Below are 13296 nucleotides of genomic sequence, written 5' to 3'. Positions count from 1 at the left end.
CCACGCCTGAATTTGTAACCTGTCAAAGGAGGGTCACTGGCATTTACATTGCGATGATCCGGCGAGTAGACAAGCACACCCCCTTCACGATGGCGCGCGTTATTCTACGTGAAATCACGCTAAACGGCAGATCAAACCGAGTATCTTTGCGAATATTTTTTCACATTTGTGTCAAGTGGCTGTGAGGCCGCAAAAAATTCCCCCTGACCGCCTGTGACACCGCATTGGGACAGCACTAACCACTCGCTGCGGCTGCGTACGCCCGTCGCAAAAACTTGCATAGGCATGCCTTTGCAGGCTTCCACCAGACTTTGCACCAGCAGCTGGTTCTCACTGCGCTTTTCAATGTTGCGCGCCAGCCCAGGATGCAGTTTGATCAACTCCGCATCCAGCTGCTTGATCCAGCTGGTTCCCACCAGGGTTAGTCCCGCCTGAACGACCGCCACCCGAACGCCCAGGGCGTTAACCAACCGCATAACCGGCTGCAGACGGCCGATATATTGACAAACATCTGCCTCCGCAAGTTCAAAAATAATCCGCTGACGCTGCGATTTTTCACACTGCATTAAGGCATCGCGCAGCCAGCGCTGAAAACGGGGACGGATCAGCGACTCCACCGACAGCTGTAACGCCAGGTTTTCTTCAGGCCAGAAGCCTAAAAATGGCAGCAGGCGCGTCACCTGCAGGCGGTCATACTCCTCCGCCAGACCAAACTGCAGCACCATCGGCATGTACTCGGCGGCGATCACCTCTTCTTTACCGTCGTACATCCGCGACATCAGTTCACGGTGATGCACCCGGCCATCGCGGGTAACGGCAGGTTTTTGGTACAACCGCGGTCCCCCGCGGCTCAGCATCTGTTCGATCAGCGTCCGCCAGCGAACGTTGCCGCGACCTTTCTCAGGAAGGGTGTCATCGTAAACCGACCAACTATTGCTACCCTGCAGCACCGCGTTGCGCGTTGCCGCTTCCGCGTGCTCCATCACCTGCGCTGTCGATTGCCCGCTGCGGAAAGCACAGATCCCGATATGCATCATATCGTCGCGATCGAGAATGCGCGTCGGCGGCAGTGCGTCCATGGCCTTCAGCAACAGCCCGGCGATACTATCCGCCTCTTTTAACGTGCGGTGCGGCAGCAGCACGGCGAAGTCGCTACGGTGATAGCGCGCCAGTAGCGCGCCGGGATAACGCATAATAAAGGTAGAGAGCAGGTTGATAAGCGTGAAGTAATGCTCTTCGGCGGCCGCCCGTCCCCAGTTGTCCCGTAGCAGATCGAACTCCGGCAGACGGATCATCATGACGATGCCGTAGGCGCCCACTTTCTCCTGGTCTTCCAGCAGCGTGGCCAGCTGATTATCAAAGAACAGGCGGTTATTCAGGCCCGTTTTAGAATCCTGTGCCGCATAGGAGCGAATCAGCGTATCCATACGGCTGCGCTGATCGCTGGCGAATTGCAGCTCCGACAGCAGCATATCCAGCGCGCTGCTGGTGCTGGCTGGCCATTCATAGACCGATCCGCGCACCTGCGGCCCGCGCTCGCCGCTCAGGATGCGCGTGGAACGCAGCTCAAGCAGCTCCTGACCAGCCAGCTGGCGGCGGATCCAGCGGACGGCGAAGAAAATAATCACCACCATAAAGCCGATGGAGATCGACAGCGGGGCCGTGATCGACAGCGAGCGGAAATAGTTCACCATTGGGTCAACGTAGACCAGATGCAGAGTGATACCGGGGTGTTTAAGCGACGGGACCGTGATCTCACGGAATTGCTCATGGCTGCCAAGCGGGCGGTAGCTGTCGGTTCGGGAGTGGCTGTAGAGTGGTTTGCCGTTAAGCATGAAATCGATATGCACGATCTCGATCGGCGTCATCAGCTCATCCAGCTGCGGCTCAAGCTGATCAAAAGAGGTGGTGATGAGCCGGTTATCCAGCATGGTCGCCACCGCCTGAACCCGGTTTTCGACCTTGTTCTCAATGCCGTTATAAAAACTCAGCGAAGCGCCAATCAGCGTGACAAAGATGGTCAGGCTAGTTAGCAGCGTGATAAAGGCTGAGAACTTCGTCGTTAATCGCATCCCTGTGTTAACTCCGCGAGTGAATGACTGCCCGATGAACCATCAGGCTCCCGTGCTGGCGCGCGCCTTGCCGCTAGCATTAACCTTTTAAAGCGCGACGCATACTATCAAAGATGGCGAGTCTGGCAATGGAATGCGTATTATCGGCGAAAGTATGCCGATAGCGAGTATAGTCGGCAGAAAAAATTTGCCAATCATTGCCCGCCTGCGGCCTGCGCCAGAAGCGCTTTAATTTTAGACGCAGGATGGCAAACCCGCGCCAGCGACGCAAATTATTACCGGTTTACCGTCTGGCCAGCTTACCGCCCTCTTTTCCCTGCTAAAGATGCCGGGTCATGCGCGGTAAAGGAAACGTCTTGCGCCACTTTCCGATGATTCCTGGACGACCGCGCCTCTGCTTCGGCGGCGGCTCCTCATCCTAATCTGCAATTTTTCGTGACATATTCGCGATAAATCGTCGTCTCCGTCATGCTTAGGGAAACGCATGACGGAGGACACCATGAAAAGAAAAAAACTGACGGAAGCCGACGTCACGGCCGAATCCGTTTTTATGCTCAAGCGGCGCCAGGTGCTGAAAATGCTGGGTATCAGCGCGACGGCGCTTTCGCTTCCCGCCGCCGCGCAGGCCGATCTGCTGGACTGGTTTAAAGGAAATGACCGCCCGCCGGCCCCGGCGGGCAAGGCCCTGGACTTTGCTAAACCCGCCGAGTGGCAGGCTAATCTGACGCTCACCCCGGAAGATAAGGTCGCCGGTTACAATAACTTTTATGAATTCGGCCTCGATAAAGCCGACCCGGCGGCGAACGCAGGTAGCCTGCGCACCGATCCCTGGACACTGACCATCGGCGGTGAAGTGGCGAAGCCGCTGACCCTTGACCATGACGATCTGACCAAACGCTTTCCGCTGGAGGAGCGCATTTACCGTATGCGCTGCGTGGAGGCCTGGTCGATGGTCGTTCCCTGGGTCGGTTTCCCGCTGCATAAACTGTTGGCGCTGGTGGAACCCACCAGCAACGCACGCTATGTCGCCTTCAAAACCCTTTACGCCCCGGATCAAATGCCCGGGCAGAAAGATCGTTTTATCGGCGGGGGACTTGCTTATCCTTACGTGGAAGGGTTGCGACTTGACGAAGCCATGCACCCCTTGACGCTGCTTACCGTCGGCGTATATGGCAAAGCGCTGCCGCCGCAGAACGGCGCGCCGATCCGCCTGACCGTGCCGTGGAAGTACGGTTTTAAAGGCATTAAATCCATCGTCAGCATTGAACTGACGCGCGAGCAGCCGCCGACCACCTGGAATCTGGCGGCGCCGGACGAATACGGCTTCTTTGCCAACGTTAATCCCCATGTCGATCATCCCCGCTGGTCGCAGGCCAGCGAGCGGTTCATCGGCTCAGGCGGTGTGCTCGATGTGAAACGTCAGCCGACGCTGCTGTTTAACGGCTATGCCGACGAGGTGGCCTCACTGTATCGCGGTATGAACTTGCGGGAGAACTTCTAGTGCGTTTCACCGTCAAACAGATCGCGTGGTTGAAAGTCTTCCTCCACCTGGCGGGGTTTTTACCGCTGGTCTGGTTGTTCTGGGCCGGGCATCAGGGCTACTTTAGCGCCGATCCGGCCAAGGATATCCAGCACTTTACCGGCAGGATGGCGCTTAAATTTCTGCTGGCGACTCTGCTGGTCGCCCCGCTGGCGCGCTATGCGAAGCAGCCATTATTGATTCGCATTCGCCGCCTGTTAGGTTTATGGTGTTTTGCCTGGGCGACGCTGCACCTGACCAGCTACACCTTGCTGGAGCTGGGCATTAACAATCTGGCGCTGCTGGGCTCGGAGATTATCAATCGCCCCTATCTGACGTTAGGCATGATCTGCTGGGTGATCCTGCTGGCGCTGGCGGCGACTTCGACGCAGGCGATGCAGCGAAAACTGGGCCGTCGTTGGCAACTTTTGCACAATTTCGTCTATCTGGTGGCGATCCTCGCGCCGATTCACTACCTGTGGTCAGTGAAGATCGTCTCGCCGCAGCCCATCATTTATGCCCTGCTGGCGGTGGTGCTTTTGGCATGCCGTTATAAGAAGTTCCGCCAGTGGTGGCGCTGAATCCGGTAATGTGCAGTTTCCCGCAGATCTTTTATCAACCGCGACTCTTTTTACGATAGCGGTTGATAATCTTCCCTGATAAGACCAGTATTTAGCTGCCAATTGCTACGAAATCGTTATAATGTGCGACTTTGGTTTTCCTGACGGGGTTTTCTGACCCTGAAAAGGTGACAAGGGCGCATTGAAGGTATATGTTGTTTTTTACCCGAAGATGGCAGGAGATCGCCACACGATGGCTGACAAGTTTCACATTTTGCTTTTGAATGGTCCAAACATTAACATGCTCGGTACCCGCGAGCCTGATAAGTATGGCACCCTCTCGCTGGCTGAAATTGTTAACCGTTTGACATCTGAGGCGGCGGCGCTGAATGTGAGCCTGGATCACCTGCAGTCCAACGCGGAGTATGCGTTAATCGACCGAATTCATCAGGCTAAAGACAACGTGGACTATATCCTGATTAATCCGGCCGCGTTCGCGCATACCAGCGTAGCAATCCGTGACGCGTTGCTTGCCGTGAACATCCCGTTTATCGAGATTCACTTGAGCAACGTGCATGCACGCGAACCCTTCCGCCAGCACTCATACCTGTCAGATGTCGCCGCTGGCGTCATTTGCGGACTGGGGGCGGACGGCTATTCATACGCTTTACAGACGGCGGTAAAACGCCTGTCACAATCACACTAAACAAAGAGTACGGAACCCACTCATGGATATTCGTAAGATTAAAAAACTGATCGAGCTGGTTGAAGAATCAGGTATCTCCGAACTGGAAATTTCTGAAGGCGAAGAGTCTGTTCGTATCAGCCGCTCTGCACCGGTCGCAAGCTATCCGGTTATGCAGCAGGCTTATGCTGCGCCGATGATGCAGCCTCAGGCGCCTGCCGCCGCGGCTGCCGCACCAGCTGCTGCAGCTGAAGCGCCGGCAAAAGCGGAAATCAGTGGTCACATCGTACGTTCCCCGATGGTTGGTACTTTCTATCGTACGCCAAGCCCGGACGCGAAAGCGTTTGTGGAAGTTGGCCAGAAAGTTAACGTGGGCGACACCCTGTGCATCGTCGAAGCGATGAAAATGATGAACCAGATCGAAGCCGACAAAGCCGGCGTGGTGAAAGCTATTCTGATCGAAAGCGGCCAACCGGTAGAATTCGACGAGCCGCTGGTAGTTATCGAGTAACGAGGCGAACATGCTGGATAAAATTGTCATCGCTAACCGTGGCGAGATCGCATTGCGCATCCTGCGTGCCTGTAAAGAACTGGGCATCAAGACCGTCGCTGTGCACTCCACCGCGGATCGCGATCTAAAACACGTATTGTTAGCGGATGAGACGGTCTGTATTGGCCCGGCTCCGTCCGTAAAAAGCTATCTCAACATCCCGGCTATCATCAGTGCGGCGGAAATCACCGGCGCGATAGCGATTCACCCGGGTTATGGTTTCCTCTCCGAGAACGCCAACTTTGCCGAGCAGGTTGAGCGCTCCGGCTTTATCTTCATCGGTCCGAAAGCCGACACTATCCGCCTGATGGGCGACAAAGTGTCCGCAATCACCGCGATGAAGAAAGCCGGCGTCCCGACCGTTCCAGGTTCTGACGGCCCGCTGACCGACGATATGGACGCTAACCGCGCCCATGCCAAACGCATTGGCTATCCGGTGATCATCAAGGCCTCCGGCGGCGGCGGCGGTCGCGGTATGCGCGTTGTGCGTAGCGACGCCGAACTGGCGCAGTCTATCTCCATGACCAAAGCGGAAGCGAAAGCGGCTTTCAATAACGACATGGTCTACATGGAGAAATACCTGGAAAATCCTCGCCACATCGAGATCCAGGTACTGGCGGACGGTCAGGGTAACGCTATCTATCTGGCAGAGCGTGACTGCTCCATGCAGCGTCGCCACCAGAAAGTGGTCGAGGAAGCGCCGGCGCCGGGCATCACCCCGGAACTGCGTCGCTACATCGGCGAACGTTGCGCGAAAGCCTGTGTGGATATCGGCTACCGCGGAGCGGGCACCTTCGAGTTCCTGTTCGAAAACGGCGAGTTCTACTTCATTGAAATGAACACCCGTATTCAGGTAGAACACCCGGTTACCGAAATGATCACCGGCGTTGACCTGATCAAAGAGCAGCTGCGTATTGCAGCTGGCCAGCCGCTGTCCATCAAGCAGGATGAAGTGGTCGTCAGAGGCCATGCGGTGGAATGCCGTATCAACGCCGAAGACCCGAACACCTTCCTGCCGAGCCCGGGTAAAATTACCCGCTTCCACGCGCCGGGCGGTTTTGGCGTGCGCTGGGAGTCTCATATCTACGCCGGTTACACCGTACCGCCGTACTATGACTCCATGATCGGTAAACTGATCTGCTACGGCGAAAGCCGTGACGTGGCGATTGCCCGCATGAAGAATGCGCTGCAGGAGCTGATCATCGATGGCATCAAAACCAACGTCGATCTGCAGATGCGCATTATGAGCGACGAGAACTTCCAGCATGGTGGCACTAACATCCACTATCTGGAGAAAAAGCTCGGACTGCAGGAAAAATAATCCTGTATTTGCTGCAAAAGGCCGGTTAATCCGGCCTTTTTTCTTTTTCTCTCCCCTCGACTTTTCCATGCGGTACAATCCCCGCTTTCTTCATCCTCAAGGGACAAAAAATGGACAAACGCTTTGTTCAGGCCCATAAAGAAGCGCGCTGGGCGCTGTGGCTGACCCTTCTCTATCTTGCCGCCTGGCTGGCGGCGGCCTATCTGCCGGGCGTCAGTATCGGTTTTACCGGCCTGCCCCACTGGTTTGAAATGGCCTGCCTGCTGGTGCCGCTGCTGTTTATACTGCTGTGCTGGGCGATGGTGCGCTTTATCTTCCGTGATATCTCTCTGGAGGATAACGATGCAGCTTGAGATTATCGTGGTGCTGATCGCTTATCTGTTTGTGGTCTTCGGGCTGTCGATTTACGCGATGCGTAAACGCAGCACCGGGAACTTCCTTAGCGAGTATTTCCTCGGCAGTCGATCGATGGGGGGGTTTGTATTAGCCATGACCCTCACCGCCACCTATATTAGCGCCAGCTCGTTTATAGGCGGCCCCGGCGCCGCCTATAAATATGGGCTGGGTTGGGTACTGCTGGCGATGATCCAGGTACCGACGATCTGGCTCTCTCTCGGGATCCTCGGCAAGAAGTTCGCGATCCTGGCGCGACGCTACAATGCTATTACCCTTAACGATATGCTGCAGGCGCGCTACCAAAGCCGCGCGGTGGTATGGATTGCCAGCGTCAGCCTGCTGGTGGCCTTTGTCGGGGCCATCGCGGTGCAGTTTATTGGCGGCGCGCGCCTGCTGGAAACCGCTGCCGGGATCAAGTACGAAACCGGTCTGCTGATCTTTGGGATCACCATCGCGCTGTATACCGCTTTCGGCGGCTTCCGCGCCAGCGTACTCAACGATACGATGCAGGGAATGGTGATGTTGATCGGGACAATCGTCCTGCTGGTTGGTGTCGTCCATGCTGCCGGCGGCCTGCATCAGGCGGTGGACACACTGCAGCGGATCGACCCACAGCTGGTGTCGCCGCACGGTGCGGATGATATCCTGTCCCCCACCTTTATGACCTCGTTCTGGGTGCTGGTTTGCTTCGGCGTTATCGGCCTGCCGCATACCGCCGTACGCTGTATCTCCTATAAAGACAGCAAAGCCGTGCACCGCGGGATTGTCATTGGCACGATCGTCGTGGCGATTCTGATGTTCGGCATGCATCTCGCCGGCGCTCTTGGCCGCGCCGTCCTGCCGGGCCTCACCGTGCCCGATCTGGTGATCCCCACGTTGATGGTCCAGGTGCTGCCGCCGTGGGCTGCAGGACTGTTCTTAGCCGCGCCGATGGCCGCGATTATGTCGAACGTGAACGCCCATTTACTGCAGGCATCGGCTACGATCATTAAAGATCTGTGGCTCAGCGCGCAGCCAACAAAAAAACGCAATGAGCAGAAGCTCAAGCGGATCTCAACGATCGCCACCTTAGTGCTGGGTATATTAATGATGCTGGCCGCCTGGCGGCCGCCGGAAATGATTATCTGGCTCAATCTGCTGGCCTTCGGCGGCCTGGAAGCGGTGTTTTTATGGCCGTTGGTGCTGGGCCTTTACTGGGAGCGAGCAAACGCTGCCGGGGCGCTCAGCGCGATGTTGGTGGGCGGCGTGCTGTATGCCGTGCTCGCGACGTTTCATATTCAGTTCCTGGGCTTCCATCCTATCGTGCCCTCGCTACTGCTAAGTTTGTTGGCTTTTGTCGTCGGGAACCGTTTCGGCCAACCCGTCCCGCCAGCCCCTGTGATGACTACTGATAAATAAAGAGTTTTGCTATGCCATGGATCCAACTGAAACTAAATACTACCGGCGCGAACGCAGAAGATCTTAGCGATGCGCTGATGGAGGCCGGATCGGTCTCCATCACCTTCCAGGATACGCACGATACGCCGGTATTTGAGCCGTTGCCCGGGGAAACCCGGCTGTGGGGCGATACCGACGTGATCGGCCTGTTCGATGCCGAAACCGATATGAAAGCGGTCGTTGCCCAACTGGAGCAGCATCCGCTGCTCGGCGCCGGCTTTGCGCATAAAATTGAACAGCTGGAAGATAAAGACTGGGAGCGCGAGTGGATGGATAACTTCCACCCGATGCGTTTCGGTGAGCGCCTGTGGATTTGTCCGAGCTGGCGCGATGTCCCCGATGAGAACGCGGTCAACGTGATGCTTGATCCGGGACTGGCTTTTGGTACCGGCACTCATCCCACTACCGCCATGTGTCTGCAGTGGCTCGACGGCCTCGACCTGCAGGGCAAAACCGTTATCGATTTTGGCTGCGGTTCCGGCATCCTGGCGATCGCCGCCCTGAAACTGGGTGCCGCTAAAGCGATCGGGATTGATATCGACCCACAGGCCATCCAGGCCAGCCGTGATAACGCCCAGCGTAACGGCGTCTCCGAGCGTCTTGAACTGTATCTGCCGCAGGATCAGCCAGAAGCCATGAAAGCCGATGTCGTGGTCGCAAACATCCTCGCGGGCCCGTTACGTGAGCTGGCCCCATTAATCAGCGTCCTGCCGGTTACAGGCGGCCTGCTGGGCCTTTCCGGCATTCTGGCAAGCCAGGCGGAAAGCGTCTGCGAAGCCTACGCCCCGCTCTTCACCCTCGACCCGGTGGTGGAGAAAGAGGAGTGGTGCCGGATCACCGGCCGGAAAAACTAAGCACAATGCGGCCTGCGGGCCGCATTTTTGTTTCCAGTAGCCACCAAATAATGCCTGGAAATGAGAGGCAGATCGCACTACAGAGTACTTTTTTGGCTACAAAAACAGCGTTTTATGCCGTCAGGCAGCGAGTTTATCTAAGAAAAATCGAGAAGTTTTACGATTTTATAAATGGACACAAATTACCCATCATCAATTAAAGCAATGATTAATATAAGTATTTATTCATCGCTTTTACGCTAGTCCCGGATTCATTGATCTGCAACAGAGGATTGCTCAAAGTTTGGCCTTTCATCTCGTGCAAAAAATGCGTAATATACGCCGCCTTGCAGTCACAGTATGGTCATTTCTTAACTCATGCGCATCGGACACCACCAGCTCAGAAATCGCCTGATCGCAGCGCCCATGGCTGGCATTACTGACAGACCATTCCGGACGCTGTGCTATGAGATGGGAGCGGGTTTAACCGTTTCCGAGATGATGTCCTCTAATCCACAGGTGTGGGAGAGCGACAAGTCCCGTTTACGGATGGTGCATATTGATGAGCCCGGTATTCGTACCGTGCAAATCGCCGGTAGCGTACCGGAAGAGATGGCTGCAGCCGCGCGGATTAACGTGGAAAGTGGCGCCCAGATTATAGATATCAATATGGGATGCCCGGCGAAAAAGGTGAATCGCAAGCTTGCAGGTTCAGCCCTCTTGCAGTACCCCGAGCAGGTGAAGTCAATCCTGACGGCGGTCGTCAACGCGGTGGACGTTCCTGTGACTCTCAAGATTCGCACCGGTTGGGAACCGGAACACCGTAACTGCGTAGAGATTGCCCAACTGGCCGAAGAGTGTGGCATTCAGGCTCTGACTATTCACGGACGCACCCGCGCCTGCTTGTTTAACGGAGACGCTGAGTACGACAGTATTCGGGCAGTTAAGCAGAAAGTTTCCATTCCGATTATCGCGAATGGTGACATTACTGACCCGCTTAAAGCCAGAGCTGTGCTCGACTATACAGGGGCTGATGCCCTGATGATAGGCCGTGCAGCTCAGGGAAGACCCTGGATCTTTCGGGAAATCCAGCATTATCTGGACACTGGAGAGCTGCTGCCCCCGCTGCCACTGGCAGAGGTTAAGCGCTTGCTTTGTGCGCACGTTCGGGAATTGCATGACTTTTACGGTCAGGCAAAAGGGTACCGAATCGCGCGTAAACACGTCTCCTGGTATCTTCAGGAACATGCTCCAGATGACCAGTTTCGGCGCACATTCAACGCCATTGAGGATGCCAGCGAACAGCTGGAGGCGTTGGAGGCATACTTCGAAAATTTTGCGTAATAGAAATAAAGAGCTGACAGAACTATGTTCGAACAACGCGTAAATTCTGACGTACTGACCGTTTCTACCGTTAACTCTCAGGATCAGGTAACTCAAAAACCCCTGCGTGACTCGGTTAAACAGGCACTGAAGAACTATTTTGCTCAACTGAACGGTCAGGATGTGAATGACCTGTATGAGCTGGTACTGGCTGAAGTTGAACAGCCCCTGTTGGACATGGTGATGCAATACACCCGTGGTAACCAGACCCGCGCAGCCCTGATGATGGGCATCAACCGCGGTACACTGCGTAAAAAACTGAAAAAATACGGCATGAACTGATACTAGTCAGTTGCTTGCTTGATATAAAAGGCGCTCTTCGGCATGGGGAAGCGCCTTTTTTATTATCTGCGCTGACAGAACACATTACTGATTCACTACCCGCAGTACAGGCTCCTGCGATAAACGAGCAGCACAGACCACCGCCATAATATTATCCACCAGCGCAGGTGCCTGCTGATACAGATCGAAGCGTTGCGGTTCAAGCAGCCAATTTTTAATCAAGCCGGAAAAGGCGCTATGTAAAACAATTAATATCACGTCGATATTTGTTTCGGCTGGCAATATATTGTTACGCACACAGCGCTGCAGAATGCCGCCAATAACGGAATAGTTAAATCCAATGCGTTGGCGAATTTCGCTCTCCGATAACATATCGCTGGCAAACTCACAGCGTTGATAAAGGATTTGCATCAGGGCACGCTGGCGAGGATTCTCAGCAATATAGCGCAGGCCGGCAATAAATCGCTGGCGCAAATCTTTTAAGGGCTCCTGCTCATTCCTTGTCGCCAGGTTTTGCTGAATCAAATCCCTGAGCGGCGGCTGCTGCTGCCACATCTCATTAAACAACTCGGTCTTACTGGCAAAATGCCAGTATACGGCACCGCGAGTCACCCCCGCCGCATCAGCGATATCCGTCAGGGTCGTATTGGTCACCCCCCGCAGGGCGAACTGCTGGATCGCAGACTCAATCAGGAGCTGCCGCGTGCGCAGCGCCTCCTCTTTGGTTTTTCTCGCCATATAAGATCTCAGTTCCCGATTAACAGGCAATATAGATTTTTCTGAAGATCCCTTAATCTAACATTCGGTGCACAATATTATTTAGCAAAAATGCAGACAAGCTAATTCTGATGTAGAAAACCAACGAATCACCTTAATGAATATTAATAGCCAACTCATTCATTAAAACAATGTCTGTTTATTATGTTTTACAATTAAGATAAATAGTAAAAACAGATCGGCCATTTTTTTGTTTTTGCGTGCCTTGCTGATTGCTTAAAAATAAGTATCTCTTACATCCAATGGCGTTTATTTGTAGGATGGCAAACTGCTTTTTGATTCCCTCTTTCTTTCGCAGATTCGCCGCCGAATTTGGCACGTAATCTATAAGGAACCGCAATGACAACTCACGCCAGAGTGACACTTTTATCCGGTTTAATTATCTCTGCCTTGTTGCTTACCGGCTGCGATAATTCGGGCAACCCGCAACCCCATGCACAGGCGCCGCAGGTGACGGTCCATGTCGTGAACAGTGCGCCGTTGTCGGTCACCACCGAACTGCCAGGCCGCACCTCTGCTTTTCGCGTGGCGGAAGTCCGCCCCCAGGTGAGCGGTATCATCCTGAAGCGTAACTTTGTTGAAGGAAGTGATGTCGAAGCAGGTCAGTCGCTCTATCAGATCGATCCGGCAACCTATCAGGCCGCCTGGAACAGCGCGAAAGGCGATGAGGCCAAGGCCGAAGCCGCAGCCGCCATCGCCCATTTGACGGTGAAACGCTACGTTCCACTGCTGGGTACCAAATATATCAGCCAGCAGGAATACGATCAGGCGGTGGCCACTGCACGCCAGGCCGACGCCGACGTCATCGCCACCAAAGCCGCCGTAGACACCGCCCGTATCAACCTGGCCTACACCAAAGTGACCTCCCCCATAAGCGGGCGCATCGGCAAATCGAGCGTCACCGAGGGCGCGCTGGTCACCAACGGTCAGTCGGATGCCCTGGCCACCGTCCAGCAGCTCGACCCCATCTATGTCGACGTGACGGAGTCCAGCAATGACTTTATGCGCCTTAAGCAGGAAAGCCTGCAGCGCGGCGGTGATACAAAAAGCGTTGAGCTGGTGATGGAGAACGGCCAGGCCTATCCGCTTAAAGGGTCGCTGCAGTTCTCTGACGTCACTGTCGATGAAAGCACGGGCTCTATCACGCTACGCGCTATCTTCCCTAACCCGCAGCATGCCCTGCTGCCGGGGATGTTCGTCCGTGCTCGCATAGACGAAGGTGTCGATCCGCAGGCCATCCTGGTGCCGCAGCAGGGAGTGACCCGCACGCCGCGGGGCGATGCCTCCGTGATGTTGGTGAATGACAAAAACCAGGTTGAAACCCGGGAAGTGGTCGCGACTCAGGCCGTTGGCGATAAATGGCTCATCACCAGCGGGCTGAAGCCGGGCGATAAAGTGATTGTCAGCGGCTTACAGAAAGTCCGTCCAGGCGTCACCGTCAAAGCGGAAGCGGAGCGTGCGGCACCGGCCGCACAATAAGG

The 13296-nt window shown here is 55.2% G+C and carries 14 protein-coding genes; 11 read left to right on the top strand and 3 right to left on the bottom strand.

What is annotated here, in order from left to right; translation table 11 throughout:
- Nucleotides 1–131: 131 nt before the first annotated feature.
- Entirely contained in the window at nucleotides 132–2072 is a 1941-nt protein-coding gene (gene csrD, locus R0140_RS02305) for an RNase E specificity factor CsrD (protein ID WP_008806692.1), read from the bottom strand.
- A gap of 79 nt (nucleotides 2073–2151) precedes the next feature.
- Nucleotides 2152–2343 carry a hypothetical protein gene (locus R0140_RS02300; RefSeq protein ID WP_032691257.1) on the bottom strand — a complete coding sequence of 64 codons (192 nt, stop codon included), beginning with the start codon at nucleotides 2341–2343 and terminating at the stop codon, nucleotides 2152–2154.
- A gap of 228 nt (nucleotides 2344–2571) precedes the next feature.
- Between R0140_RS02300 and msrP the strand changes: the two genes are divergently transcribed.
- The 10 genes from msrP to fis all read left to right on the top strand — a co-directional run bounded on the left by msrP (nucleotide 2572) and on the right by fis (nucleotide 11038).
- Nucleotides 2572–3573, top strand: a complete 1002-nt coding sequence (msrP, locus tag R0140_RS02295; RefSeq protein ID WP_012540448.1) for a protein-methionine-sulfoxide reductase catalytic subunit MsrP — start codon at nucleotides 2572–2574, stop codon at nucleotides 3571–3573.
- A complete protein-coding gene (gene msrQ, locus R0140_RS02290; RefSeq protein WP_012540447.1) occupies nucleotides 3573–4172 on the top strand; it encodes a protein-methionine-sulfoxide reductase heme-binding subunit MsrQ in 600 nt (199 codons plus the stop codon). The genes msrP and msrQ overlap by 1 nt, the downstream gene beginning before the upstream one ends.
- 232 nt (nucleotides 4173–4404) lie before the next feature.
- Nucleotides 4405–4857 (top strand): type II 3-dehydroquinate dehydratase, encoded by a 453-nt coding sequence (gene aroQ / locus R0140_RS02285; protein ID WP_012540446.1) that lies wholly within the window; start codon nucleotides 4405–4407, stop codon nucleotides 4855–4857.
- A gap of 22 nt (nucleotides 4858–4879) precedes the next feature.
- Nucleotides 4880–5347, top strand: coding sequence for an acetyl-CoA carboxylase biotin carboxyl carrier protein (gene accB, locus R0140_RS02280; protein WP_008806696.1), 468 nt, complete (start codon nucleotides 4880–4882; stop codon nucleotides 5345–5347).
- A 10-nt stretch (nucleotides 5348–5357) separates the two neighbouring features.
- Nucleotides 5358–6707, top strand: coding sequence for an acetyl-CoA carboxylase biotin carboxylase subunit (gene accC / locus R0140_RS02275; RefSeq protein ID WP_008806697.1), 1350 nt, complete (start codon nucleotides 5358–5360; stop codon nucleotides 6705–6707).
- A 110-nt stretch (nucleotides 6708–6817) separates the two neighbouring features.
- On the top strand, nucleotides 6818–7060 hold the full coding sequence (locus R0140_RS02270) for a YhdT family protein (RefSeq protein ID WP_012540445.1): 243 nt from the start codon (nucleotides 6818–6820) through the stop codon (nucleotides 7058–7060).
- On the top strand, nucleotides 7050–8501 hold the full coding sequence (gene panF / locus R0140_RS02265; protein ID WP_012540444.1) for a sodium/pantothenate symporter: 1452 nt from the start codon (nucleotides 7050–7052) through the stop codon (nucleotides 8499–8501). Before R0140_RS02270 ends, panF begins: the two co-directional genes overlap by 11 nt.
- Before the next feature lie 11 nt (nucleotides 8502–8512).
- Nucleotides 8513–9394, top strand: coding sequence for a 50S ribosomal protein L11 methyltransferase (gene prmA / locus R0140_RS02260; protein ID WP_008806699.1), 882 nt, complete (start codon nucleotides 8513–8515; stop codon nucleotides 9392–9394).
- Between the two features lie 357 nt (nucleotides 9395–9751).
- On the top strand, nucleotides 9752–10717 hold the full coding sequence (dusB, locus tag R0140_RS02255) for a tRNA dihydrouridine synthase DusB (RefSeq protein ID WP_008806700.1): 966 nt from the start codon (nucleotides 9752–9754) through the stop codon (nucleotides 10715–10717).
- Nucleotides 10718–10741: 24 nt separating this feature from the next.
- Nucleotides 10742–11038, top strand: a complete 297-nt coding sequence (fis, locus tag R0140_RS02250) for a DNA-binding transcriptional regulator Fis (RefSeq protein WP_000462905.1) — start codon at nucleotides 10742–10744, stop codon at nucleotides 11036–11038.
- An 84-nt stretch (nucleotides 11039–11122) separates the two neighbouring features.
- Here fis and envR read toward each other — a convergent pair whose 3' ends face one another.
- On the bottom strand, nucleotides 11123–11776 hold the full coding sequence (envR, locus tag R0140_RS02245) for an acrEF/envCD operon transcriptional regulator (RefSeq protein ID WP_008806701.1): 654 nt from the start codon (nucleotides 11774–11776) through the stop codon (nucleotides 11123–11125).
- 378 nt (nucleotides 11777–12154) lie between these two features.
- Here envR and R0140_RS02240 point away from each other — a divergent pair, with 378 nt between their 5' ends.
- Nucleotides 12155–13294 (top strand): efflux RND transporter periplasmic adaptor subunit, encoded by a 1140-nt coding sequence (locus tag R0140_RS02240; protein WP_008806702.1) that lies wholly within the window; start codon nucleotides 12155–12157, stop codon nucleotides 13292–13294.
- Nucleotides 13295–13296: the final 2 nt, after the last annotated feature.

Origin of the sequence: Klebsiella sp. w6 (assembly GCF_033100215.1) — a bacterium.
Taxonomy (GTDB): domain Bacteria; phylum Pseudomonadota; class Gammaproteobacteria; order Enterobacterales; family Enterobacteriaceae; genus Klebsiella; species Klebsiella variicola.
Note: the sequence above shows the minus strand (reverse complement) of the source record. Positions and strands in the feature narration are given on the sequence as shown.

Excerpts from the sequence above, each read along its gene's own strand:
- csrD (WP_008806692.1), bottom strand. The coding sequence starts at position 2,072 with ATGCGATTAACGACGAAGTTCTCAGCCTTTATCACGCTGCTAACTAGC.
- msrP (WP_012540448.1), top strand. The coding sequence starts at position 2,572 with ATGAAAAGAAAAAAACTGACGGAAGCCGACGTCACGGCCGAATCCGTT.
- aroQ (WP_012540446.1), top strand. The coding sequence starts at position 4,405 with ATGGCTGACAAGTTTCACATTTTGCTTTTGAATGGTCCAAACATTAAC.
- accB (WP_008806696.1), top strand. The coding sequence starts at position 4,880 with ATGGATATTCGTAAGATTAAAAAACTGATCGAGCTGGTTGAAGAATCA.
- accC (WP_008806697.1), top strand. The coding sequence starts at position 5,358 with ATGCTGGATAAAATTGTCATCGCTAACCGTGGCGAGATCGCATTGCGC.
- R0140_RS02270 (WP_012540445.1), top strand. The coding sequence starts at position 6,818 with ATGGACAAACGCTTTGTTCAGGCCCATAAAGAAGCGCGCTGGGCGCTG.
- panF (WP_012540444.1), top strand. The coding sequence starts at position 7,050 with ATGCAGCTTGAGATTATCGTGGTGCTGATCGCTTATCTGTTTGTGGTC.
- prmA (WP_008806699.1), top strand. The coding sequence starts at position 8,513 with ATGCCATGGATCCAACTGAAACTAAATACTACCGGCGCGAACGCAGAA.
- dusB (WP_008806700.1), top strand. The coding sequence starts at position 9,752 with ATGCGCATCGGACACCACCAGCTCAGAAATCGCCTGATCGCAGCGCCC.
- fis (WP_000462905.1), top strand. The coding sequence starts at position 10,742 with ATGTTCGAACAACGCGTAAATTCTGACGTACTGACCGTTTCTACCGTT.
- envR (WP_008806701.1), bottom strand. The coding sequence starts at position 11,776 with ATGGCGAGAAAAACCAAAGAGGAGGCGCTGCGCACGCGGCAGCTCCTG.
- R0140_RS02240 (WP_008806702.1), top strand. The coding sequence starts at position 12,155 with ATGACAACTCACGCCAGAGTGACACTTTTATCCGGTTTAATTATCTCT.